Here is a 22,568-nt window from a genome sequence, read left to right on the forward strand (position 1 = left end):
TTAATGGGTGTTCAGTAGTCGGGCGAGCTCCGCTTTCCACGGCGTTAAATCACCGATGTGCGCGTCGACCCACTGTGGGTTGTAGTAGGTTTCCAGATAGCGTTCGCCGCTGTCACACAACAGCGTCACCAGTGAGCCGCTTTCTCCGGCATCGCGCATACGGGCGGCAAGTTGCAGCGTTCCCCACATATTGGTACCCGTAGAGGCGCCGACTTTACGGCCCAACTGCGTTTCCAGCCAGTGTGCGGTGGCCACGCTTGCGGCATCCGGCACGCGCAGCATTTCATCGACCACGTCAGGAATGAAAGACGGTTCGACACGCGGGCGGCCAATGCCTTCAATTTTACTTCCTACCGGACTGCGTAACGTGGCATCGCGATCCTGCCAGAAGGGCAGAAAGACCGAGTTTTCCGGATCCACTACCATCAGTTGAGTGTCGTAGCCCTGGCAGCGGATATAGCGGCCAATGGTTGCTGAGGTGCCACCGGTTCCGGCGCTCATCACAATATGGCGGGGAACGGGGTTGGGCTCGCACTGCATCTGACGAAAGATGCTGTCGGCGATATTATTATTGCCGCGCCAGTCGGTGGCGCGCTCAGCGTAAGTGAACTGGTCCATGTAATGACCGTTCAGCTCACGCGCCAGTTGCTCAGAGGCCGCATAGATTTCGCAGGCGCTTTCCACGAAATGACAGCGACCGCCGTAAAATTCAATCTGTTCAACCTTACGTTTTGCCGTACAGGAAGGCATGACGGCAATAAATGGCAACCCTAACAGTCGAGCGAAATAAGCCTCAGAGACCGCCGTTGAACCGGACGATGATTCAATGATGGTGGTGCCTTCTTTGATCCAGCCATTGCACAATCCGTACAGAAACAGTGAGCGCGCCAGACGATGCTTCAGACTCCCGGTCGGATGCGTGCTCTCATCTTTTAAATAGAGCTGAATGCCCGGGAACGCCGGTAGCGACAGGCGAATGAGATGCGTATCCGCAGAACGCTGATAATCCGCGTTGATTTCATTGATGGCGTTTTTAACCCAGGAGCTATTCATCATTAATAGATATCCATTTGTCATTTTGTGCCCAGAATAGCGAAAAGCACGGAAAAAATTGTTGCCATTTAGCCTTTAAAATAGAATGTAAGGAGAAAATTCTTCTCTGTGGAGTGGATATGTTAGACAAAATTGACCGCAAGCTACTCGGCTTGCTGCAACAGGACTGCACCCTTTCTTTGCAGGCATTAGCAGATGCCGTTAATCTGACTACCACCCCCTGCTGGAAACGTCTCAAACGACTTGAGGATGACGGTATCCTGCTGGGCAGAGTCGCCCTGTTGGATCCAGAAAAACTGGGGCTGGGACTCACCGCGTTTGTGCTGATCAAAACTCAGCATCACAGCAGCGAATGGTATTGCCGCTTTGTCACTGAAGTGACCGGAATGCCCGAGGTTCTGGGGTTCTGGCGTATGGCAGGGGAGTATGACTACCTGATGCGAGTGCAGGTTGCTGATATGAAAAGCTATGATGAATTCTATAAGCGCCTGGTGAATAGCGTACCGGGCCTGTCTGACGTCACCTCCAGCTTTGCCATGGAACAGATTAAATACACAACTGCTCTACCTATTGAATAATTCTCCCGGCGCTTATTGCCGGAAATCTTGTCAGGACATAACGCGTGCGATTATTTGCTCAATTAAGCTGGTACTTCCGCCGGGAGTGGCGTCGCTACCTCGGGGCAGTGGCCTTGCTTATCATCATCGCTATCCTTCAGCTTATTCCGCCGAAAGTGGTCGGGATCATTGTGGATGGCGTGACGACTCAACGTTTCACCACCGAGCGGCTGCTGATGTGGGTGGGGACAATTGCCCTGATTGCCGTGGTGGTTTATTTGCTGCGCTATGTCTGGCGCGTGCTGCTGTTTGGCGCATCCTACCAACTGGCGGTTGAGCTGCGGGAAGATTATTACCGTCAGTTGAGTCGCCAGCATCCAGAATTTTATCTGCGGCACCGTACGGGCGATCTGATGGCGCGGGCAACCAACGATGTCGATCGTGTCGTATTTGCCGCCGGAGAAGGGGTGCTGACGCTGGTGGATTCGCTGGTCATGGGGTGTGCGGTGCTGATCGTGATGTCAACGCAGATAAGCTGGCAACTGACGTTGATTGCGCTGCTGCCGATGCCGGTGATGGCGTTGATGATCAAACGTTACGGCGATCGACTCCATAACCGTTTTAAGCTGGCGCAGGCGGCGTTTTCCAGTCTCAACGATCGTACTCAGGAAAGCCTGACCAGTATTCGTATGATCAAGGCCTTTGGTCTGGAGGATCGACAGTCGGCATTATTTGCCGCTGATGCTGAAGATACCGGTAAGAAAAACCTGCGCGTGGCGCGCATTGACGCCCGCTTTGATCCCACGATTTATATCGCCATTGGTATGGCTAACCTGCTGGCGATTGCCGGGGGAAGCTGGATGGTGGTACACGGCTCGCTGACGCTCGGGCAGCTCACCAGCTTTATGATGTATCTCGGTCTGATGATTTGGCCGATGCTGGCGCTGGCCTGGATGTTTAACATCGTCGAACGCGGCAGCGCCGCGTATAGCCGAATTCGCGCCATGCTGGCAGAAGCGCCGGTAGTGGATGACGGTACTGAACCGGTGCCGGAAGGACGCGGCGAGCTGGCGGTGGCGATTCGCGAATTTTGTTACCCGCAAACCACCCACCCGGCGCTGGAAAATGTGAATTTCCAGCTCAAACCTGGACAGATGCTGGGCATCTGTGGTCCGACCGGCTCGGGAAAAAGTACGGTGCTGTCGCTGATCCAGCGTCATTTTGATATCACCCAGGGCGATGTGCGCTTTCATGATATCCCATTAACGCGCTTACAGCTGGATAGCTGGCGCAGCCGACTGGCGGTTGTCAGCCAGACGCCATTCCTGTTTTCCGATACCGTCGGTAATAACATCGCCTTAGGACGTCCGCAGGCCACGCAGGAAGAGATCGAGCATGTGGCGCGCCTTGCCAGCGTTCATGAGGATATTTTACGTCTTCCGCAGGGCTACGACACCGAAGTGGGCGAACGCGGGGTGATGCTGTCTGGCGGGCAAAAACAGCGTATTTCTATCGCTCGAGCGTTACTGCTGAACGCTGAAATCCTGATTCTGGATGATGCGTTGTCGGCGGTAGATGGTCGTACCGAACATCAGATCCTGCATAACCTGCGCCAGTGGGGCGAAGGCCGAACCGTAATTATTAGCGCTCACCGTTTATCGGCCCTGACGGAAGCCAGCGAGATTATCGTGATGCAGCATGGGCATATTGCCCAGCGCGGTGAGCATGATTCTTTAGTGCAGCAGCCTGGCTGGTATCGTGATATGTACCGCTATCAGCAACTGGAAGCGGCACTGTCTGATGCGCCAGAGATAAACGAGGAGGTGGCTAATGCGTAGTTTTGGGCAATTATGGCCAACTCTGAAAAGGTTACTGGCATACGGTTCACCATGGCGAAAACAGCTGGCGATTGCGGTCGTCATGTTGTGGGTGGCGGCTGCGGCGGAAGTCAGCGGCCCGCTGCTGATTAGCTATTTTATCGATAACATGGTGGCGAAGAACAATCTGCCGCTGGCGATGGTTGCCGGGCTGGTTGCCGCCTATGTCGGTCTGCAACTGCTGGCGGCAGGGCTGCATTACGCGCAGTCGTTACTGTTTAACCAGGCGGCGGTTGGCGTAGTACAACAGTTACGTACCGACGTAATGGACGCTGCGCTGCGCCAGCCGCTCAGCGCCTTTGATACTCAGCCCGTCGGGCAGCTTATCTCCCGCGTGACCAATGACACCGAAGTGATTCGTGACCTGTACGTGACGGTGGTCGCAACGGTTCTGCGCAGCGCGGCCTTAATTGGCGCCATGCTGGTCGCGATGTTCAGCCTCGACTGGCGTATGGCGCTGGTGGCGATGGCCATTTTCCCGGCCGTGCTGGTGGTGATGGTTATTTACCAACGCTACAGCACCCCGATTGTGCGTCGGGTGCGCGCTTATCTGGCGGATATTAACGATGGCTTTAACGAAGTCATCAACGGCATGAGCGTTATCCAGCAGTTCCGCCAGCAGGCAAGGTTTGGCGAGAGAATGGGCGAGGCCAGCCGCTCGCACTATATGGCGCGCATGCAAACCCTGCGACTGGATGGTTTTTTGCTGCGTCCGCTGCTGAGCCTTTTCTCGGCGCTGATCCTCTGCGGCTTGCTGATGCTGTTCAGTTTTACCTCTGGCACCTCCATTGAGGTTGGCGTGCTGTACGCGTTCATCAGCTACCTCGGCCGTTTGAACGAACCGCTGATCGAGCTGACCACCCAGCAATCAATGCTGCAGCAGGCGGTTGTCGCTGGTGAGCGAGTGTTCGAACTGATGGACGGGCCTCGTCAGCGCTATGGTGAAGACGATCGCCCGCTCAAAAGCGGAGACATTGAGGTGGATAACGTTTCATTTGCCTATCGCGACGACAATCTGGTGCTGCAAAACATCAGTCTGTCCGTGCCTTCGCGCAGCTTTGTGGCTTTGGTCGGACACACAGGCAGCGGCAAAAGCACGCTGGCCAGCCTGCTGATGGGATATTACCCGCTGACGCAGGGGGAAATCCGCCTTGACGGACGTCCGTTGTCTTCTCTGAGCCACGGTGCGTTACGTCAGGGCATCGCGATGGTGCAGCAGGATCCGGTGGTGATGGCGGATACCTTCCTGGCAAACGTCACGCTGGGTCGCGATATCTCAGAAGAGCGGGTCTGGCAGGCGCTGGAGACTGTGCAACTGGCAGAACTGGCTCGGGGTTTGAGCGAGGGGATTCATACCCGGCTGGGCGAGCAGGGCAATAATCTCTCCGTTGGGCAGAAACAGCTGCTGGCGCTGGCGCGGGTATTGGTTGAAACGCCGCAGGTGCTGATCCTCGATGAAGCCACAGCCAGTATTGATTCCGGTACTGAACAGGCCATTCAGCACGCGCTGGCGGCGGTCCGTGAACACACTACGCTGGTGGTGATTGCGCATCGGTTATCGACGATTGTCGATGCGGATACCATTCTGGTGCTGCATCGCGGTCAGGTGGTTGAGCGTGGTACGCATCAGCAATTACTGGCGGCGCAAGGCCGTTACTGGCAGATGTATCAGCTGCAGCTGGCGGGCGAAGAGTTAGCCGCCAGCACGCAAGAGGATTCTGTTATCGCCTGACGGCGCAGTGCTTATCCGGCCACGCGGTATCGTAGGTCGGGTAAGGCGTTTACGCCGCCATCCGGCAATCAACAATCTGGTGCAAAAATGTAACGCACTATGCACCGTTATAGTGCGTTTTTTCTGTTTCTCTCCCGGCAGCACCCGGCGAACCTGAATCATTCCGCGTTTTTCATTCCTGGCACACCCCTTGCAATATTCCTCTCGTGTATCTGCAGCCACTACTGAATTCTGACTGGAGGGGATCTATGAAGCTGGTTACCGTGGTAATCAAACCGTTCAAACTGGAAGACGTCCGTGAAGCACTGTCGTCTATTGGTATTCAGGGGCTGACCGTCACCGAAGTGAAGGGGTTTGGCCGACAGAAAGGTCATGCTGAGCTGTACCGTGGGGCTGAATATAGCGTCAATTTTCTGCCAAAGGTGAAGATTGATGTGGCGATTGCCGACGACCAACTGGATGGCGTGATTGATGTCATCAGTAAGGCGGCATACACCGGAAAAATTGGCGACGGCAAAATCTTCGTCGCCGAGCTGCAACGTGTGATTCGTATTCGTACCGGCGAAGCCGACGAAGCCGCACTGTAACTTCTGGCACACAGTGATAGGAAACCAAAAAATGAAGATAGCAACGATGAAAACGGGTATTGCTTCACTGGCGCTACTGCCGGGACTGGCAATGGCGGCACCGGCGGTTGCGGATAAAGCAGATAACGCTTTTATGATGATCTGTACCGCGCTGGTGCTGTTTATGACTATCCCTGGCATTGCGTTGTTCTACGGCGGTTTGATTCGCGGTAAGAACGTGCTGTCGATGTTGACTCAGGTGACGGTGACATTCGCTCTGGTTTGTATTCTATGGGTGGTTTATGGCTACTCACTGGCCTTTGGCGAAGGGAATAATTTCTTCGGCAACTTCAACTGGGTATTGCTGAAGAACATTGAGCTGACGGCGGTCACGGGGAGCTTCTACCAATACATTCACGTTGCTTTTCAGGGATCTTTTGCCTGCATCACCGTTGGGCTGATTGTCGGGGCTCTTGCTGAGCGTATTCGTTTCTCTGCAGTGCTGATTTTTGTGGTGGTGTGGTTAACGTTGTCGTACATCCCCATTGCCCATATGGTCTGGGGCGGCGGCTTACTGGCTTCTCACGGCGCACTGGATTTTGCCGGCGGGACGGTCGTGCACATCAACGCAGCGATTGCTGGTCTGGTTGGTGCGTATCTGATTGGCAAACGCGTCGGTTTTGGCAAAGAAGCGTTTAAACCGCATAACCTGCCGATGGTCTTCACCGGTACCGCTATTCTCTACATTGGTTGGTTTGGCTTTAACGCCGGTTCGGCGGGAACGGCGAATGAAATTGCCGCACTGGCCTTCGTCAATACCGTGGTCGCCACCGCTGCCGCCATCCTCGGATGGATCTTCGGTGAATGGGCGCTGCGTGGCAAACCGTCTCTGCTGGGCGCTTGTTCTGGTGCTATTGCAGGTCTGGTGGGCGTAACACCTGCATGTGGCTACATTGGTGTCGGAGGAGCGCTGATTATCGGTGTCGTTGCGGGGCTGGCTGGCCTGTGGGGTGTGACCATGCTGAAGCGTTTTCTGCGCGTGGACGATCCGTGTGATGTGTTTGGCGTGCACGGCGTGTGCGGTATTGTTGGCTGCATCCTGACCGGCGTTTTCGCTGCGAGCTCTCTGGGCGGCGTGGGCTTTGCCGAGGGCGTGACCATGGGGCATCAGCTGCTGGTGCAACTGGAAAGCGTGGCGATCACCATCGTCTGGTCCGGCGTGGTGGCCTTCATTGGCTATAAGCTGGCAGATATGACGGTGGGTCTGCGCGTACCGGAAGAGCAGGAACGCGAAGGTCTGGATGTGAACAGTCACGGCGAAAACGCCTACAACGCTTGATGTTTCAATCTGCCGGATGGCAACGCTTTTGCGCCACCATCCGGTAATTCTCAATTGCGATTACGCATTACCCCTTCCTGCACGGTAGAGGCGACCAGTACGCCGTCCTGGGTATAAAACTCCCCGCGTACAAAACCCCGGGCACCGGAGGCCGAAGTGCTCTCGACGTTATACAACAGCCACTCATTAATATTGAACGGACGGTGGAACCACATTGAATGGTCAATGGTGGCGATCTGAATCCCTTTCTCCAGAAAACCAATCCCGTACGGCTGCAGCGCAACAGGCAGGAAGTTCAGGTCTGAGGCATAACCCAGCAGATATTGATGGACGCGTAGATCGTCCTGCAGCTCGCCGTTTGCGCGGATCCATACCTGGCGCGCCGGAGGTGCGACGTGACCTTTTAAGGGGTTATGAAATTCAACCGGGCGCACTTCCAACGGACGATCATTGATAAATTTTTCTTTCAACAGCGGCGGCAGTAAATGCGCCACTGAACGGGCAATTTCCGTTTCTGATTTCAGCTCATCGGGACCCGGCGCATCCGGCATGGTTTTCTGATGTTCAAATCCGTCTTCCGGTGCCTGGAAAGAGGCGGTCATGTAAAAAATGGGTTTACCATTCTGAATTGCGGCAACGCGGCGCGCGCTGAAGCTGTTACCATCACGCAAGACTTCAACATCATAGATGATGGGCTTTTGGCTATCGCCGGGGCGTAAAAAATAGCTGTGAAAAGAGTGGACCAGACGCTCTTCCGGTACGGTTTCTTTGGCGGCATACAGCGCCTGACCGACAACCTGTCCCCCAAAAACCTGACGCAACCCTAAGTCTTCACTTTGGCCCCGAAAGAGTCCTTCTTCAATTTTTTCCAGATTTAACAATGTCAGCAAATTTTTCAGCGCCAGACTCATACGTGCTCTCCAGGTTATATCGTTCTCGCAGCGAGGTAGGCAGAGTATAACGCAATTTTGAAAGTGGTCCGATGGGTGCAATTGTCTGAATTAAAGGCCTATTACAGGCAAAAACAGCTGTCTTGTGCCACACTTAGTCACGTTATGTTTTTGTTAACCACTCTTCTGGCGAGGAAAGTTCTCGCTGGTGCATAGATGATAAGGAGAATTTAATGAAACTCGTGCACATGGTAAGTGGTTTAGCGGTTGCGGTCGCTCTGGCGGCCTGTGCTGATAAAAGTGCAGATATTCAGACACCTGCGCCAAGCCCTAATACGTCAATTGCTGACACACAGTCTAAAATTCAACAGCCAAATGTTTCTGGTACGGTATGGATCCGCCAGAAAGTGGCCTTGCCACCCGATGCGGTGCTGACCGTCACGCTGTCAGATGCGTCGCTGGCCGATGCACCGTCAAAAGTGCTGTCGCAAAAAGCGGTCCGTACTGAAGGCAAGCAGGCGCCATTCAGCTTCGTATTACCGTTTAATCCAGCAGATATTCAGCCTAACGCTCGTATTCTGCTGAGTGCGGCAATTACGGTTAATGACAAACTGGTCTTTATTACTGATACCGTTCAGACGGTCATTAATCAGGGTGGTACAAAAGCTGACCTGACGCTGGTCCCTGTACAGCAAACGGCAGTACCGGTTCAGGCGAGCGGTGGGGCTGCCACCACGGTGCCGTCAACGTCACCAACCCAGGTGAATCCGTCTTCTGCCGTTCCTGCCCCCACGCAGTACTAAGGTAGTCGTAACCCTCTCCGCCTGGAGAGGGTTAGTACACCCAGCGATAACGCTGTAAATCGATCTGTCCGCTTCCAGAAACCACAATTCCCTCTGCCAGTAACGCCTGACGCTGCCGTTGCAGGTCGGGGCCGGTCAGCGAAATGGTACCATGGCGATTGACCACCCGATGCCAGGGCAGAGTGCTGCCTTCGGGGAGACGCTTAAGCACGCCGCCTACCTGGCGCGCAGCACGCGGCGAACCGGCAAGCCTGGCAACATCGCCATACGTGGTGACGAAACCTTCGGGGATTGACGCGACGATTTGCCAGACGCGTTGGGGGAAAGAGTCTTGTATATCCATCATTTATTCCTGCGCTAATCCTCCAGCATAATGCTGAATGGCGAAGGAGTGAAGCTGCATTGCACAAGAAAACAGCATCCGATGCTGGATGGGTTGCAATTACAGGGTGCAGCAGTGATAATGCGCCTGCGCGTTGGTTAACAACGCTCTCAATGGGGGCTCTGTTGGTTCTCCCGCAACACTACTCTGTTTACCAGGTCAGGTCCGGAAGGAAGCAGCCAAGGCAGATGACGTGTGTGCCGGGATGTAGCTGGCAGGGCCCCCACCCAATTCTGCCGTCCGGCAATTTCCCTTCTGCTTATCTTCTTTTCTTTGTCATCGTATTGTCATTTTATTGTCATCAAATGCTGTCAATGTGTTTCGGGGATGTTATTTGATGCTTTTGCCGCCGCCATCGCGCTGTAACGACAGGGTCTTACATTCGGTGTGTTTTGGCTGACCACAAGGATTTTCTACGATGTCGACCGCTGTATTGAATGTTAAAATTGATGAGGCGCTAAAAGAAAAGCTTCGCCATTACGCTGAAGTGCATAACGAAAATTTAAGTGTTGCGACGGAAAAACTGCTGCTGATTGCGTTTACCGCCGTTGAAGAGGCAGGAGTCTCCGCTGAGGATATCGATAGCCAGCATACGGAAGAGTCCGTAGTTGAAGCACTGACTCCTAAAGAAATCAAAGCGTTGCGCAGACTACTGAAGAAGAAAAAATGAAACAACAACCGCTCTCAACCGCCTGTAATTACGGCGAAGCTTGTGAAATGCTGCGTTCCGGTTATGTGAAACATGTTCGTCTGAGCTGGAATGTCGGCAGCGATGAGTTCTTCCGTATTGCCTCCGACTGGTGTGATGCCGGGGCAAAAATTAAGAAAGACGGTGAGAATTTCGTAATTTCCCTGAAGGGATTCCCGGTTCCTCCTCAACAGTAATATTGCTGGGACTTCCTTGTCCATCACGGTATTCAACGGCGGGTCTTTTGACTCGTCGCTTAGATTATTTTGCGCATTTTTCCGCTGCTGGCCTGCAATCGCAGGTTATCCCAAATGGGTTGCAACACTCTGAAAGCAGCACGCGCTGTGTCATCCGGTAACGTGAAGGGCATACGCAAAAAGCGATCGAATGCGCCATCAAGGCCAAACCGCGTACCGGTACCCAGCTGAATGCCTGCACTTTCGGCGCGAGTGGCAAAGAGCGTCGCCAGCGTATCGGGCAGTTCAACCCAGAAAGAGAGTCCTCCCTTTGGCTGGGTAAACTGCCATTCCGGGAAATGTGAGTTCATCAGGTCCGAGCACAGATCTCGCCGCGATGTGAGCAGGCGTCTTCTGTCAGGAAGAAAGTTAGGGGCGTTATCCAGCAGCCAACTGGTGGCGAGTTGTTCAAGCACCGGGGAGCCTAAATCGAAGGTGTCGCGGGTTTGTACCAGCGCCGCAATGGTTCGTGCCGACGCCCGGATCCAGCCCAGACGTAATCCCCCCCAAAAGCTTTTCCCGGCCGAACCCAATAGAATGATCGGCGCGTCGCGATTGAATGCGGCAAGTGGCGGCGGCGGCGGGGCGTCATACCACAGGTTCACCATCGTCTCATCGACCACCAGGGTAGTGCGGGTTCGTTCGGCAATATCCGCCACGACCTGGCGAGTTGCAGCGTCCATGCAACGCCCGGTCGGGTTGTGAAAGTCCGGCATCAGGTAGGCCATTCTCGGTGCGGTTTGCGCGAGGGTGGCGACCAGACCCGCGGTATCCCAACCGTGCTCGGGTAGCGACACGCCGACGGGGCGACAGGATGCGCCTTGAATCGCGGCAATCGCCAGCGGATAAGTAGGGTGATCTACCACTACGCGATCGCCGGGGCCGGTGAGCAAACGTAGGATCAGCGCCAGGCCGCTGACAGCACCATTCACGACCATGATTTCATCGGGCTGCGTCGGGAGCCCGCGATCGCAATAATGCTGAGCGATGGATTCACGCAATACCGACAGTCCCTGTGGCAGATACCCGGAACTCAACAGATGCTGTGGCATGGCGAACAGCGCCTGTTGGTAAGCCTGATGAATTTCGGGTCCGGCACTTAGCGCCGCCGTGGACAAATCAAGTGCTGTGCCGGTACTGGTCCGGGTTGGCACATGGCGAATATGTTCCGGCAGGATCACCCGTGAGCCGCTACCATGACGGCTTTCCAGATATCCCTCTTCACGCAGTTGCGCCATAGCGCTGGCGACGGTAGTTCGACTTACTTGCAGAACGACGGCGAGCTCGCGTTCACCCGGTAAACGGCTATCCAGCGCCAGTCGACCATCGAGAATAAGCAGACGTAACGCTTCTGCCAGCTGTCGCCAGATGGGCGTTCGCGAGGGGCTTTCCAGCCAGTGTCCGAGCAGGCGTTGCAAAGACTGACTTCCATAACGGCGAGATGACATAGCAGTCCACTTTTTGAAAACTGGACATTAATCATAGTGCCAATTGCGATGAAGATGAAAGTTATCTGAGAGTGAGAGGGGAAAAGCATGCTGCGTCGTTTACTTCAGCTGTTTATCGGGCTGGTGCTGTACGGTGTGTCGACGGCGATGTTTGTCCGTGCTGATTTAGGGGCCGATCCGTGGAACGTGTTTCACCTGGGTGTAGCCAATTTATTGTCAATGAATATCGGCGTGGTGATTATTGCCGTGGGCGTGTTGGTGCTGCTGGCGTGGATACCGCTGCGCCAGCGTCCTGGCTTTGGCACGTTGAGTAACGTGATTATGATCGGACTGGCGGCAGATGCCGCGCTGCTGGTGATTCCTGGATTTGAATCTCTGCTGGCGCGCAGCGGGCTGCTGGTGTCAGCGGTAATATTGAATGCGTTAGCAACCAGCCTGTACATTGGCGCCGGTTTTGGCGCCGGTCCGCGTGATGGTCTGATGACCGGTATCCACGCGCGTACCGGCTGGCCAGTACGACGAATTCGAACCGCAATCGAAGTGTCGGTGCTGCTTATCGGTTGGCTGCTGGGTGGAACCGTGGGAGTTGGTACGGTGCTGTATGCCTTGGCTATCGGACCGTTGATTCAGCTTTGCCTGCCGTGGTTTCGGCATCAGCCGCAGTCGCGTACACGTATCAGGAATGCGCCTGGGGCGCGATCGCCTGGTGGCGACTAAACTTAACCTCGACTGACGCGGCCGGAATCGGCTTGCCGCGCAGTACACTTCGGAGGTTTTTCTCATGAAGTATGTTGATGGCTTTGTGGTTGCCGTACCCGCTGAAAACAAGGAGGCGTACATTGCGATGGCGGCAAAAGCAGCTCCGCTTTTCAAGGAGTTCGGTGCATTGCGCGTGGTGGAGTGCTGGGCAGATGATGTCCCCGACGGCAAATTGACCGATTTTCGCATGGCTGTGAAAGCGCAGGATCATGAAGAAGTGGTATTCAGCTGGATTGAATATCCATCCAAAGAGGTCCGCGATGCGGCTAATCAGAAGATGATGTCCGATCCCCGTATGAAGGAATTCGGTGAATCTATGCCATTTGATGGCAAGCGAATGATCTACGGTGGATTTGCGCCCATTATGGAAGAGTGATGTGACTGGCTGTGCGGCGTGCCGCCAGCCATCTCAACATCAACAGCCATGTTAAAGCCGTTTTTCTGCCCACAGAATAAATTCCGCTTTCGGCAGCGCTTTGCTGTAAAGCCAACCCTGACCGTACTGCACGCCGTGCTTGCGTAGCCAGGTTTCCTGATTCTCGGTTTCGATACCTTCCGCCACCATCTCAAGTTTCAGCGTTTTCGCTATCTCGATGATATGCGGCGTGACGTTGTTGTACTCCAATGCATCAACGAACGATTTGTCTATCTTCAGGATGTCTACATCCAGATCCTGCAAATAGCTCAGGCTGGAATAGCCGGTACCAAAGTCATCAATATAGATTGAATGACCCGCCTGACGGTATTTGGCAATAAACGGCGCGCTGTTTTTTGGGTCGGCAAATTCGCGTTCAGTTAGCTCCAGCGCGATTTGCGCAGGCTTAAGCTGCCAGCGGTTCACCTTCTGGCTTAACAGGGCAGGAAGCGTTTCGGAGGACAGATCGGCTGACTCTAGGTTGATGGATATATGCTGCTCCGGATGCTGACGCAGCCATTTGCCTAAATCTTCAAATACGCTTTCAATAATCAACCGGGTGAGGGACTCTGTCAGCCCGGTTTCATGCGCCAGCGCGACGAAGACTTCCGGCGACAGATAGCTTCCGTCGGCCTGCTGCCAGCGAGCCAGCGCCTCTGCCCCAACCACTTTCCCCGTTTTGAGCGAGATAATTGGTTGGTAGTGGACTTTGATGTCCCGATGCTGGATAGCGTCCTGCAACTGGTGATGGGGCGACTGTAAGCGGCGCAAAATACGCAAAACAAAGGCGGCGGTGAGCAAGCCGATAAGAATGCCTGCCGGGAGCCAGATCAGTGCCTGCCGGTGCCAGGTTTTTTGTAACGGCAGGGTAGATGCCCAGGTTACGATCGTGATACCCAACTCAGGAAAGGGGCGGGCGTTATAAATGCTGCCATCTTTTTTAAAATGAGTAATCGATCGTTCTTGCTGTACATGCTGTAAAACGTCCGATGGCAAATCGGCGCTACTGGCAACCACGACGTTGCGCACGGTGCCAATGATAGTCACTTCAATCGGCCATGAGCCAAACGGGATGACGTCAATGAAAGAACCCGGATCGACCATCACAACATAATGTTCGCTCCCTAATGCTGCCATAAAACGCTTGATGCCCAAATCATTTTGCGTGGTAAGCCATGCGCGATATCCATCAGGCGTGACTTTCATTGCGGGTGGAAATGCGTCAGCCTGGCTTCTTTTTTCCAGAGATGAGCATTGCGGAACGTTATCTTTGAGGTACAGCACTTCCTGAATATAGCGATAGCTATATGACAAACGACGCATTTCCAGCAGATGCTCTTCACTACAAGGCACCCCCTGAAATGCTTCAATATGGCGCAATGCTTTTTTCGCCTGCTCGCCTACGCGTTCCGTACGTAATGCGACCCGCGTTGAGAACATGTCGAGCTCATCGATAAATTTCGTTTCGACCTGACGATGTGCCAGCCACAGGCTTAAACCTACAGGCGCGAGGATGGAAAGGAACAGTACCCCAGTCACCAGGCTTATCAGATGTCGTGTTGTCACAGTGATATCCTTATTTACACAGCGTAGGGAAAGTATATCCGAAACCCCAAAAAGCTATTCGATTGGCATCATATATTTACGGCCATTTATCATCCCATTTAAGTCCCTATAGCGTAAATCAGGTTGTGGTTAGTACAAGAGTGGTGTATTTTGTTGGGTATGTTATAACGTAACAAATTGAGGTTGCCATGAAATCGGATATTCATCCTTTTTACCGTACCGTGGTGTTTCACGATACCAGTGCCAATGAATTCTTTAAGGTCGGTTCGACCATCAAGACTGAGCGTGAGATTGAGTTTGAGGGGAAAATGTACCCGTACGTGACCCTTGATATCTCTTCCAAATCGCATCCGTACTATACCGGGAAACAAAAAACCTTTGATAATGAAGGCAGTGCAGCACGTTTCCAAAAACGTTTTGGTCATTTTATTGGCGTTAAGCGGGGTTAAAATGCAGGTACTCAATTCACTTCGCAGCGCAAAACAGCGCCATCCTGACTGCCAGATAGTAAAACGCAAAGGGCGTTTGTACGTTATCTGCAAAACGAATCCGCGCTTTAAAGCAGTACAGGGGCGTAAAAAAAGACGTTAGTTTCTTTGCCAGCATTTCAGGGATTAAAGTGCGTTACCTTCGCAGGAACGCACTTTTTTTATCTGTGCTGAGATGCCGTTACTGGCTGTTCTGGGCGCGGGTAAGCGTAAAGACATCGTAAAACGAGAGTTCGCCTTTGCGCGATATCATCTTTTGCAGCTGTGCTTTATGTTCGCTATCCACGGACGGTGAGTGCAGGATAGTATCGATGAGCGAGGAGGGGACAAAGCGCGTGTTGTACCATTCTCCGTTATAGCAAACTCTAAAATCCAGAACGTCGATATCTTCAAAGCGGTATCGTGGCGCAACGTCGAAAAAGAAAAAGCCGTTGAGTACAACGAACAGTACCACCAGCAGCCATACCGAATCGACTAACGTTTCTGACTGTAGCATCACCGCCAGCGTGGCAAACCACGCAACATACATGCCGATAAACAGCCCTGGGTGTTTGCGAATAAAGCTGATGCTAAAGCGCGGTTTGTTGTCGCGCTTCTCGCGAATATTTAAGTCGTCGATTGTTTCAGTAAGCAGGCGCTGTATTTCTGTCATCTCTTGCCTTCGTGATATCTGCAAAATTCAGGAGGGATCGCCCTATTTTAAAAGGGGATACCATTTGAAGAAAGTAACAGATTAACCGCAATTTAGCATAACAGTTACATTTAAGATCACAGCGTTTTGATGATCCTTGCGGGATTGCCCCCAACCACGGTGTTTGCCGGAACGCTTTTAGTGACCACTGCGCCTGATGCCACAACCACGTTATCGCCCAGCGTGACGCCGGGATTGATCACTGCACGGCCACCTATCCAGACATTATTGCCGATAGTCACGGGCTTCCCGAACTCCAGGCCACTGTTGCGCTCGGTAGCATCCAGCGGATGGGTCGCGGTATAGATATGAACGCCTGGTGCCAGCATGCAGTTGTCGCCAATATGAATTGGACAGACGTCGAGCATAACGCAGTCGAAATTAGCGTAAAAGTCTTTACCAAGATAGATGTTATAACCGTAATCACAACGGAAAGAGGGTTCAATATAGGCCCCCTCACTCTGACCTAACAGATCATGCAGGATTGCCTGGCGCTCATTTTTTTCATCGGGAGCGGTGAGATTGTAGCGATGGATCAACTGACGAGCGCGTAGTCGGTCACTGCGCAGCGTTTCATCTGCCGGGCGATAGTATTCGCCGGCGATCATTTTTTGCTTTTCATTACGCATTACGAATTCCCTGTGTACTGAAGGTTATTTCAGCACAGTAAAACGTAATGCAGACAAGGGGAACGTTCCCGCTTCTTTGCTGTGATCATAGTCACGCGATTTGAATTAAATAACCATTGTAAATACGAAAATGGTCAGCCAGACAACGGTACCGCTATACCTGACTTAACCTTGAGTGCAATTAGCGAATGAATTTCCAAACAGAAGTTGGAATCTTGTCGTAAAGCTTATTCATGGTCAATTCAGCAAGGCGATGATCTGCTGCTGAGTAAAATACAGCCAGTTCGTTGTCGGACAATTCATATTTATTTTTTTCAATAACGCGCTCTAGCGTATCAATTGTCTGGCAACGTCGCAGGCGCATCAAATAATCTGTTTTAGTTAATGGTTTATCGGACATAACTCTTACCTATGATTGTAATAATTTTTAACAAGACAAACTAACAGGATTAGCCCTGGTGGCATTGACAAAACAGCGAAACAGTCGATTACCTGACTTCCGCCATTTCTGCAGATCCTGCGTATTAATACCATAACTGCTGAACAACATAAAAGTGTCATCCAGGTATTCATCTATCTGCGCGATCAGCTTATTGTCCTCATTGTACTTAATTTTATAATTAAGTGCGAAGGTTGCAATATGCTCTATCAGTTCATTGAGCTGCAAGCTGGTTGCAGAGGTAGGGTCATTAACCCAGCCATGGTTACTTTGTTCAAGGTTTGCAAGACAGTCATGATACAGAGTTTCGCAGAGAAATTTAAGCTGCGCGATATCATGTCTTTTGGGTGAGTATTCATCCATAACGCATCCCCTTCTTAGTGGCTTAAACTAACCGAACACCTTTCGGGATGGATACAACAACTACCTGGAACTTGCCCGCGACTCCTGATGATTTAACTATAATCTACTCTAAAAAAGATTTCATCGTCATATCACGAAAAATTACAATTATGTAAAATTATGATGCTACGTCATTTTTACATTTTAACAGATAAATGCCGCTATTCGAAATGGGACAATTTCTTTATTCTTCGGGCAATCATCGGGTTATCTTGTTTAGGTTTAGCAACGAAAGGCAACAACCGACAATGTGAACCAGTGGATAGGAATAATCTTAATATTTATTAAAGTAAATAAGAACTCTCGCTGTTTTTTTAAGAATAGCCTTTAAGGCTGCAAGGATTATATCGCTTATTTATCCGATAGAAAATAAACGGAATGGCAATAAGTGATTTTTATGATTTTTTCAGAAAAAAGGCCGCTTGCGCGGCCTTATCTTTAGAGATGTATCAATGATGCTCTACTGAGTGGCTATGCTCAATATCTTCATTTTTGCGGCTAAAGCGGCGGCGTACCACCACAAAGAACACCGGAACAAAGAAGATCGCCAACACGGTTGCCGTCACCATCCCGCCCATTACGCCAGTACCAACGGCGTTCTGTGCACCGGAACCTGCGCCGGAGCTGATGACCAGCGGCATTACGCCCAGAATAAAGGCCAATGACGTCATCAGGATTGGACGTAAACGCATGCGTACTGCGTCCAGCGTCGCCTCAATCAGACCTTTACCCTCTTTATCCATCAAGTCTTTGGCGAATTCGACGATAAGTATCGCGTTCTTCGCCGACAACCCAATGGTTGTGAGCAGGCCTACCTGGAAGTAAACGTCGTTGGTCAGGCCGCGGAACGTTGCCGCCAGCAATGCACCGATAACACCCAGCGGTACCACCAGCATTACGGAGAACGGAATTGACCAGCTCTCGTACAACGCTGCCAGACACAAGAACACGACGATCAGTGAAATGGCATACAGGGCAGGGGCCTGGTTGCCGGACAGTCGTTCCTGGTAGGACATACCGGTCCAGTCATAACCGATACCGGAAGGCAGTTTGCTGGCCAGTTGCTCCATCATTGCCATGGCTTCACCGGTACTTTTACCCGGAGCGGCCTGGCCTAAGATTTCCATGGAAGGCAAACCGTTATAGCGTTCCAGACGCGGCGAGCCGTATTCCCAACGTGAGGTAGAGAAGGCGGAGAACGGTACCATCTGTCCATCGCTACCACGGACGTACCAGTTTCCAATATCTTCCGGCAACATACGGTATTTCGCTTCAGACATGACGTAAACTTTCTTCACACGACCACGGTCGATGAAGTCATTCACGTAGCTTCCGCCCCATGCTGCACCCAGCGTTGTATTAATATCACTAATGGAAACGCCCAGAGCCTGCGCTTTTTCCTGATCGATATCGATCTTGAACTGCGGCGTATCTTCCAGACCGTTAGGACGAACACCGACTAACAGATCAGGATGCTTCGCAACTTCACCAAACAGTTGGTTACGCGCCTGAGTCAGCTTCTCATGGCCCAGACCAGCCTGGTCAATCAACTGGAAGTCGAAACCGGTCGCGGTCCCTAACTCCACAATCGCTGGCAGGTTAAAGGCAAAGACCATAGCGTCTTTAATCTGCGAGAATGCGCCCATCGCACGTTGAGTAATCGCCTCAACCTTGTTCTCTTCGCCTGGACGTTCACTCCAGTCTTTCAGAGAAACGAACGCGATACCGGTGTTCTGACCACGACCAGCAAAACCGAAACCGTTAACGGCAAACACCGATTCAACGTTCGCTTTTTCCTTGGTCAGGTAGTAATCCGTCATTTCGTCCAGCACCTTCTGGGTACGCTCTTGCGTTGCACCCGCTGGCAGCTGAGCCATAGAAAGGAATACCCCCTGGTCTTCATCTGGCAGGAACGAACTTGGCAGACGAACGAACAGATAGGCCATGCCCACGACGATGATCAGATACAGCGCCAGATAACGACCGGTGCTGCGCAGAATACCGCCCACGCTATCGGTGTAATGATGCGTGCTCTTATCGAACATGCGGTTAAACCAGCCGAAGAAGCCTTTTTTGCCTTCTCCGTGATCGCCTTTAGCAATCGGTTTGAGCATGGTCGCACACAGGGCAGGGGTCAGAATCAATGCCACCAGTACAGACAACGCCATCGCAGAAACAATGGTGATGGAGAACTGACGGTAAATTGCACCGGTAGAACCACCGAAGAACGCCATTGGGATAAATACCGCTGACAGTACCATCGCGATACCGACCAGTGCGCCCTGAATCTGGCCCATCGATTTACGCGTTGCTTCCTTCGGCGGTAGTCCTTCCTCAGCCATTACACGTTCAACGTTCTCGACCACAACGATGGCGTCATCCACCAGCAGGCCGATGGCGAGTACCATCCCGAACATCGTCAGGGTGTTTATCGAGAAGCCGAAAATCGCAAGGACGGCAAACGTACCCAAGAGCACCACCGGCACGGCGATAGTCGGAATCAGCGTCGCGCGGAAGTTCTGCAGGAACAGATACATTACCAGGAACACGAGGATGATTGCTTCCGCCAGCGTTTTTACTACTTCGTGAATAGAGATTTTCACGAACGGCGTGGTGTCATATGGGTAAACGATCTTCAGACCTGACGGGAAGAACGGCTCCATCTTCTTCAGTTCTTCGCGGATAGCGTTTGCTGTATCCAGGGCGTTAGCACCTGTCGCCAGCTTGATACCCAGACCGGATGCCGGTTTACCGTTGAACTTCGCAATGATGTCGTAGTTCTCACCGCCCAGTTCCACTTTCGCCACGTCACGCAGACGAACCTGGGAACCATCCTGATTCACTTTCAGCAGAATTTTGCTGAACTCATCAGCGGAGGTCAGACGGGTTTGCGCGATGATTGACGCGTTAAGCTGCTGGCCTTTAACCGGTGGCGTACCACCTAACTGACCGGCTGCAACCTGGGCGTTCTGCGCCTTGATGGCGCTGATTACATCAACCGGCGTCAGCTGGAAGTTGTTCAGTTTGTTCGGATCCATCCAGATACGCATCGCGTACTGAGAACCAAACAGCTGAACATCACCCACGCCTGAAGTACGGCTAATAGCGTCCTTCATGTTGGCGCCAACGTAGTCGGAAATATCCTCCTGCGTCATGGTGCCGTTGGTGTTGATAACACCGACAACCATCAGGAAGCTACTGGATGACTTCTCAACGCTAACCCCTTGCTGCTGTACTTCCTGCGGCAGCAACGGCATGGCCAGCTGCAGTTTGTTCTGCACCTGAACCTGCGCGATATCCGCATCAGTACCAGACTGGAAGGTTAGGGTGATCTGCACGGTACCCGTGGAGTCACTGTTAGAGGACATGTACATCAGGTTATCGATACCGTTCATGTTCTGTTCGATAACCTGCGTAACAGTATCCTGTACTGTTTTGGCATCAGCGCCAGGGTAGGTCGCGGAGATCGTCACTGCTGGCGGTGCAATAGTCGGATATTGCGCTACCGGCAATTTGAGGATCGCGAGCCCCCCTGCCAACATGATGATAATGGCGATCACCCACGCAAATATTGGGCGATCGATAAAGAAATTAGGCATGTCTTAACGGCTCCTGTTTAAGTTAAGACTTGGACTGTTCAGGCTGGCTACCGCTTTGGCCTTGCTGGTTGTTATCAGCGGTGATTTCCTGCGCTTTTACCTGCGCGCCAGGACGTACTTTCTGCAGCCCAGTAACAATCACGCGGTCGCCCGGCTTAAGTCCATCAGTGACTAACCATTTGTCGCCAATCGCTTGTGCGGCGACAATTTGACGAGTTTCAACTTTGTTGTCTGCACCGATAACCAATGCACTGGCATCGCCACGCGGTGTACGGGTAACGCCTTGCTGTGGAACCAGTAATGCAGTTGGGTTAATCCCTTCTTCCAGACGTGCACGGACGAACATACCCGGCAATAAGGTGTGATCCGGGTTAGGGAAGATTGCGCGTAACGTAATCGACCCGGTGGTTTGATCAACCGTCACATCAGAAAATTCCAGCGTGCCGGACTGCGGGAATTTAATGCCGTCATTGGTTACCAGTTCGACTTTCGCTTTGCCGTTCTCTTGCTTCAGCGTGCCGTTGGCCAGCTCTTGTTTCAGGCGCAGGAAGTCGTTGCTTGACTGCGTTACGTCCACGTAGATCGGGTCCAGCTGCTGAACGGTCGCCAGTGCGGTCGCTTGACCGTTTTGCACCAGAGCCCCTTCCGTAACGGATGATTTACCAATGCGGCCGCTGATCGGCGACGTCACTTTGGTATAGGCCAGATTGATGCGTGCTGTTTCTACCGCGGCTTTCGCGGCAACAACGGCGGCGTTTGCCTGCTGTGCGTCTGCCAGCGCGCTATCGTAATCCTGTTGACTGATGTACTTGGTACCCAACAGTTTCTGATAACGTTTAACCGTCAGTTGAGCGATATTTGCTGCGGCTTGTGCTTTGGCCAGATCGCCTTTTGCGCTTTCGTAAGCGGCCTGGTAAGTCGCAGGATCAATCTGATAGAGAGATACACCCGCTTCGATGTCACCACCTTCGGTGAAATTACGCTTCAGGATAATACCGCTAACCTGAGGGCGAACTTCTGCGATGCGAAACGCACTGGTGCGACCCGGAAGCTCGGTTGTTATCTGTAGAGGTTCAGTTTTGAGTGTAACAACTCCAACCTCTGGCATCTGCTGGCCCCCTTGTTGGGCCTGTTTGTCGTCACATCCTGTTAGCGCTAAGCTGCCTGAGAGCATCAGAACGACTGCCAGAGGCGTTAACCCTCTGTTTTTGTTCATATGTAAACCTCGAGTGTCCGATTTCAAATTGATCAATGGCTTAAAGCCCATAAACCCATTGCTGCGTTTATATTATCGTCGTGCTATGGTACATACATTCACAAATGTATGTAAATCTAACGCCTGTAAATTCACTGACATATGGCACGAAAAACCAAACAACAAGCACAGGAAACACGACAGCATATTCTCGATGTTGCTCTGCATTTGTTTTCGCAACAAGGGGTATCATCCACCTCGCTTGCGGAGATTGCAAAAGCCGCTGGTGTCACGCGCGGCGCGATTTATTGGCATTTCAAAAACAAGTCGGATTTATTCAGTGAAATCTGGGAGCTAGCAAAACCTAACATTGATGAGTTAGAGACTGAGTATCAGGCAAAATTCCCCGACGATCCACTATCAGTATTAAGAGAAATTTTAATTTACGTTCTTGAAGCTACCGTGACAGAAGAACGCCGACGTTTGTTGCTGGAAATTATATTCCACAAATGCGAATTTGTCGGGGAAATGGCCTCTGTTCAGTTAGCTCAACGCCATCTTTGTATTGAAAATTACGATCGTATCGAACAAACATTGCGGCACTGTATGGATGCCAATATGCTGCCGGAAAACCTGAACACCCGTCGCGTGGCGGTCCTGTTGCGTAGCTACATTACCGGAATCATAGAAAACTGGTTATTTGCCCCCGAATCGTTTGATCTGAAAAAAGAAGCTCGGGAATACGTGGCTGTGCTGCTGGAGATGTGCCTTATGTGCCCAACTCTGCGGCTTGGCGTGGCGGAAATACACTAAA

24 protein-coding genes and 1 other RNA gene are annotated in these 22,568 nt (G+C 52.2%); 14 read left to right on the forward strand and 11 right to left on the reverse strand.

What is annotated here, in order from left to right; all coding sequences use genetic code 11:
* Window positions 1-1,056 (reverse strand): PLP-dependent cysteine synthase family protein, encoded by a 1,056-nt coding sequence (locus tag OGY71_RS09275; protein ID WP_122984023.1) that lies wholly within the window; start codon window positions 1,054-1,056, stop codon window positions 1-3.
* Between the two features lie 116 nt (window positions 1,057-1,172).
* On the opposite strand from OGY71_RS09275, the gene decR reads away from it, so the two are divergent.
* From decR to amtB, 5 genes are all read left to right on the forward strand, one after another.
* A complete protein-coding gene (decR, locus tag OGY71_RS09280; protein ID WP_003831023.1) occupies window positions 1,173-1,631 on the forward strand; it encodes a DNA-binding transcriptional regulator DecR in 459 nt (152 codons plus the stop codon).
* A 44-nt stretch (window positions 1,632-1,675) separates the two neighbouring features.
* Window positions 1,676-3,448 (forward strand): SmdA family multidrug ABC transporter permease/ATP-binding protein, encoded by a 1,773-nt coding sequence (locus OGY71_RS09285; protein WP_126319017.1) that lies wholly within the window; start codon window positions 1,676-1,678, stop codon window positions 3,446-3,448.
* Entirely contained in the window at window positions 3,441-5,219 is a 1,779-nt protein-coding gene (locus OGY71_RS09290; protein WP_286613162.1) for a SmdB family multidrug efflux ABC transporter permease/ATP-binding protein, read from the forward strand. The genes OGY71_RS09285 and OGY71_RS09290 overlap by 8 nt, the downstream gene beginning before the upstream one ends.
* A gap of 248 nt (window positions 5,220-5,467) precedes the next feature.
* On the forward strand, window positions 5,468-5,806 hold the full coding sequence (glnK, locus tag OGY71_RS09295) for a P-II family nitrogen regulator (RefSeq protein WP_003021657.1): 339 nt from the start codon (window positions 5,468-5,470) through the stop codon (window positions 5,804-5,806).
* 31 nt (window positions 5,807-5,837) lie between these two features.
* Window positions 5,838-7,124 carry an ammonium transporter AmtB gene (gene amtB / locus OGY71_RS09300; RefSeq protein ID WP_126319016.1) on the forward strand — a complete coding sequence of 429 codons (1,287 nt, stop codon included), beginning with the start codon at window positions 5,838-5,840 and terminating at the stop codon, window positions 7,122-7,124.
* A 50-nt stretch (window positions 7,125-7,174) separates the two neighbouring features.
* Here amtB and tesB read toward each other — a convergent pair whose 3' ends face one another.
* Window positions 7,175-8,035, reverse strand: coding sequence for an acyl-CoA thioesterase II (gene tesB / locus OGY71_RS09305; protein WP_003831027.1), 861 nt, complete (start codon window positions 8,033-8,035; stop codon window positions 7,175-7,177).
* Between the two features lie 212 nt (window positions 8,036-8,247).
* Between tesB and OGY71_RS09310 the strand changes: the two genes are divergently transcribed.
* Entirely contained in the window at window positions 8,248-8,817 is a 570-nt protein-coding gene (locus OGY71_RS09310) for a YbaY family lipoprotein (protein WP_003021666.1), read from the forward strand.
* 31 nt (window positions 8,818-8,848) lie between these two features.
* Here OGY71_RS09310 and OGY71_RS09315 read toward each other — a convergent pair whose 3' ends face one another.
* Window positions 8,849-9,160 carry an MGMT family protein gene (locus OGY71_RS09315; RefSeq protein ID WP_003831028.1) on the reverse strand — a complete coding sequence of 104 codons (312 nt, stop codon included), beginning with the start codon at window positions 9,158-9,160 and terminating at the stop codon, window positions 8,849-8,851.
* 162 nt (window positions 9,161-9,322) lie between these two features.
* On the opposite strand from OGY71_RS09315, the gene ffs reads away from it, so the two are divergent.
* From ffs to OGY71_RS09330, 3 genes are all read left to right on the forward strand, one after another.
* An RNA gene (gene ffs / locus OGY71_RS09320) (signal recognition particle sRNA small type) lies at window positions 9,323-9,419 on the forward strand.
* 198 nt (window positions 9,420-9,617) lie between these two features.
* A complete protein-coding gene (locus OGY71_RS09325) occupies window positions 9,618-9,869 on the forward strand; it encodes a hypothetical protein (RefSeq protein ID WP_003831029.1) in 252 nt (83 codons plus the stop codon).
* A complete protein-coding gene (locus OGY71_RS09330; RefSeq protein WP_003831030.1) occupies window positions 9,866-10,084 on the forward strand; it encodes a hypothetical protein in 219 nt (72 codons plus the stop codon). Before OGY71_RS09325 ends, OGY71_RS09330 begins: the two co-directional genes overlap by 4 nt.
* Window positions 10,085-10,143: 59 nt before the next feature.
* Here OGY71_RS09330 and yczR read toward each other — a convergent pair whose 3' ends face one another.
* Window positions 10,144-11,571, reverse strand: coding sequence for a MocR-like transcription factor YczR (gene yczR / locus OGY71_RS09335; RefSeq protein WP_240389166.1), 1,428 nt, complete (start codon window positions 11,569-11,571; stop codon window positions 10,144-10,146).
* Between the two features lie 87 nt (window positions 11,572-11,658).
* Here yczR and yczE point away from each other — a divergent pair, with 87 nt between their 5' ends.
* Together yczE and OGY71_RS09345 are read left to right on the forward strand one after the other, a co-directional pair.
* Entirely contained in the window at window positions 11,659-12,288 is a 630-nt protein-coding gene (gene yczE / locus OGY71_RS09340) for a membrane protein YczE (protein ID WP_003831032.1), read from the forward strand.
* A 64-nt stretch (window positions 12,289-12,352) separates the two neighbouring features.
* The gene (locus tag OGY71_RS09345; RefSeq protein ID WP_003831033.1) at window positions 12,353-12,706 is read left to right on the forward strand and encodes a DUF1428 domain-containing protein; all 354 of its coding nucleotides are present in this window, start codon (window positions 12,353-12,355) and stop codon (window positions 12,704-12,706) included.
* A 51-nt stretch (window positions 12,707-12,757) separates the two neighbouring features.
* Here the strand turns inward: OGY71_RS09345 and pdeB are convergent, their stop codons facing one another.
* Window positions 12,758-14,311 (reverse strand): cyclic di-3',5'-guanosine monophosphate phosphodiesterase PdeB, encoded by a 1,554-nt coding sequence (gene pdeB, locus OGY71_RS09350; RefSeq protein ID WP_003831035.1) that lies wholly within the window; start codon window positions 14,309-14,311, stop codon window positions 12,758-12,760.
* A 188-nt stretch (window positions 14,312-14,499) separates the two neighbouring features.
* Here pdeB and OGY71_RS09355 point away from each other — a divergent pair, with 188 nt between their 5' ends.
* Window positions 14,500-14,760 (forward strand): type B 50S ribosomal protein L31, encoded by a 261-nt coding sequence (locus OGY71_RS09355; RefSeq protein WP_003831037.1) that lies wholly within the window; start codon window positions 14,500-14,502, stop codon window positions 14,758-14,760.
* Between the two features lies 1 nt (window position 14,761).
* Window positions 14,762-14,902, forward strand: coding sequence for a type B 50S ribosomal protein L36 (ykgO, locus tag OGY71_RS09360; RefSeq protein ID WP_005125190.1), 141 nt, complete (start codon window positions 14,762-14,764; stop codon window positions 14,900-14,902).
* A gap of 78 nt (window positions 14,903-14,980) precedes the next feature.
* Here the strand turns inward: ykgO and OGY71_RS09365 are convergent, their stop codons facing one another.
* The 6 genes from OGY71_RS09365 to acrA all read right to left on the reverse strand — a co-directional run bounded on the left by OGY71_RS09365 (window position 14,981) and on the right by acrA (window position 21,775).
* Window positions 14,981-15,451 carry a YlaC family protein gene (locus OGY71_RS09365; protein WP_063941318.1) on the reverse strand — a complete coding sequence of 157 codons (471 nt, stop codon included), beginning with the start codon at window positions 15,449-15,451 and terminating at the stop codon, window positions 14,981-14,983.
* A 116-nt stretch (window positions 15,452-15,567) separates the two neighbouring features.
* Complete coding sequence (gene maa / locus OGY71_RS09370; protein ID WP_003835924.1) at window positions 15,568-16,119, reverse strand: maltose O-acetyltransferase; 552 nt, start codon at window positions 16,117-16,119, stop codon at window positions 15,568-15,570.
* Window positions 16,120-16,300: 181 nt separating this feature from the next.
* Window positions 16,301-16,519: a hemolysin expression-modulating protein Hha gene (gene hha, locus OGY71_RS09375; RefSeq protein WP_002892050.1), complete on the reverse strand. Its 219-nt coding sequence runs from the start codon at window positions 16,517-16,519 to the stop codon at window positions 16,301-16,303.
* A 27-nt stretch (window positions 16,520-16,546) separates the two neighbouring features.
* Window positions 16,547-16,921 carry an Hha toxicity modulator TomB gene (gene tomB / locus OGY71_RS09380; RefSeq protein ID WP_003021733.1) on the reverse strand — a complete coding sequence of 125 codons (375 nt, stop codon included), beginning with the start codon at window positions 16,919-16,921 and terminating at the stop codon, window positions 16,547-16,549.
* Window positions 16,922-17,409: 488 nt separating this feature from the next.
* A complete protein-coding gene (gene acrB / locus OGY71_RS09385) occupies window positions 17,410-20,559 on the reverse strand; it encodes an efflux RND transporter permease AcrB (RefSeq protein WP_063941319.1) in 3,150 nt (1,049 codons plus the stop codon).
* Between the two features lie 22 nt (window positions 20,560-20,581).
* Window positions 20,582-21,775: a multidrug efflux RND transporter periplasmic adaptor subunit AcrA gene (gene acrA, locus OGY71_RS09390; RefSeq protein ID WP_003831044.1), complete on the reverse strand. Its 1,194-nt coding sequence runs from the start codon at window positions 21,773-21,775 to the stop codon at window positions 20,582-20,584.
* Between the two features lie 141 nt (window positions 21,776-21,916).
* Here acrA and acrR point away from each other — a divergent pair, with 141 nt between their 5' ends.
* Window positions 21,917-22,567 (forward strand): multidrug efflux transporter transcriptional repressor AcrR, encoded by a 651-nt coding sequence (gene acrR / locus OGY71_RS09395; RefSeq protein ID WP_003831045.1) that lies wholly within the window; start codon window positions 21,917-21,919, stop codon window positions 22,565-22,567.
* The last annotated feature ends 1 nt before the right edge of the window (window position 22,568 follow it).

The organism is Citrobacter sp. Cpo109, from assembly GCF_030332565.1.
GTDB classification, from domain to species: domain Bacteria; phylum Pseudomonadota; class Gammaproteobacteria; order Enterobacterales; family Enterobacteriaceae; genus Citrobacter; species Citrobacter portucalensis.

Excerpts from the sequence above, each read along its gene's own strand:
- OGY71_RS09275 (WP_122984023.1), bottom strand. The coding sequence starts at position 1,056 with ATGATGAATAGCTCCTGGGTTAAAAACGCCATCAATGAAATCAACGCG.
- decR (WP_003831023.1), top strand. The coding sequence starts at position 1,173 with ATGTTAGACAAAATTGACCGCAAGCTACTCGGCTTGCTGCAACAGGAC.
- OGY71_RS09290 (WP_286613162.1), top strand. The coding sequence starts at position 3,441 with ATGCGTAGTTTTGGGCAATTATGGCCAACTCTGAAAAGGTTACTGGCA.
- glnK (WP_003021657.1), top strand. The coding sequence starts at position 5,468 with ATGAAGCTGGTTACCGTGGTAATCAAACCGTTCAAACTGGAAGACGTC.
- amtB (WP_126319016.1), top strand. The coding sequence starts at position 5,838 with ATGAAGATAGCAACGATGAAAACGGGTATTGCTTCACTGGCGCTACTG.
- tesB (WP_003831027.1), bottom strand. The coding sequence starts at position 8,035 with ATGAGTCTGGCGCTGAAAAATTTGCTGACATTGTTAAATCTGGAAAAA.
- OGY71_RS09310 (WP_003021666.1), top strand. The coding sequence starts at position 8,248 with ATGAAACTCGTGCACATGGTAAGTGGTTTAGCGGTTGCGGTCGCTCTG.
- OGY71_RS09315 (WP_003831028.1), bottom strand. The coding sequence starts at position 9,160 with ATGGATATACAAGACTCTTTCCCCCAACGCGTCTGGCAAATCGTCGCG.
- OGY71_RS09325 (WP_003831029.1), top strand. The coding sequence starts at position 9,618 with ATGTCGACCGCTGTATTGAATGTTAAAATTGATGAGGCGCTAAAAGAA.
- OGY71_RS09330 (WP_003831030.1), top strand. The coding sequence starts at position 9,866 with ATGAAACAACAACCGCTCTCAACCGCCTGTAATTACGGCGAAGCTTGT.
- yczR (WP_240389166.1), bottom strand. The coding sequence starts at position 11,571 with ATGTCATCTCGCCGTTATGGAAGTCAGTCTTTGCAACGCCTGCTCGGA.
- yczE (WP_003831032.1), top strand. The coding sequence starts at position 11,659 with ATGCTGCGTCGTTTACTTCAGCTGTTTATCGGGCTGGTGCTGTACGGT.
- OGY71_RS09345 (WP_003831033.1), top strand. The coding sequence starts at position 12,353 with ATGAAGTATGTTGATGGCTTTGTGGTTGCCGTACCCGCTGAAAACAAG.
- OGY71_RS09355 (WP_003831037.1), top strand. The coding sequence starts at position 14,500 with ATGAAATCGGATATTCATCCTTTTTACCGTACCGTGGTGTTTCACGAT.
- ykgO (WP_005125190.1), top strand. The coding sequence starts at position 14,762 with ATGCAGGTACTCAATTCACTTCGCAGCGCAAAACAGCGCCATCCTGAC.
- OGY71_RS09365 (WP_063941318.1), bottom strand. The coding sequence starts at position 15,451 with ATGACAGAAATACAGCGCCTGCTTACTGAAACAATCGACGACTTAAAT.
- maa (WP_003835924.1), bottom strand. The coding sequence starts at position 16,119 with ATGCGTAATGAAAAGCAAAAAATGATCGCCGGCGAATACTATCGCCCG.
- hha (WP_002892050.1), bottom strand. The coding sequence starts at position 16,519 with ATGTCCGATAAACCATTAACTAAAACAGATTATTTGATGCGCCTGCGA.
- tomB (WP_003021733.1), bottom strand. The coding sequence starts at position 16,921 with ATGGATGAATACTCACCCAAAAGACATGATATCGCGCAGCTTAAATTT.
- acrB (WP_063941319.1), bottom strand. The coding sequence starts at position 20,559 with ATGCCTAATTTCTTTATCGATCGCCCAATATTTGCGTGGGTGATCGCC.
- acrA (WP_003831044.1), bottom strand. The coding sequence starts at position 21,775 with ATGAACAAAAACAGAGGGTTAACGCCTCTGGCAGTCGTTCTGATGCTC.
- acrR (WP_003831045.1), top strand. The coding sequence starts at position 21,917 with ATGGCACGAAAAACCAAACAACAAGCACAGGAAACACGACAGCATATT.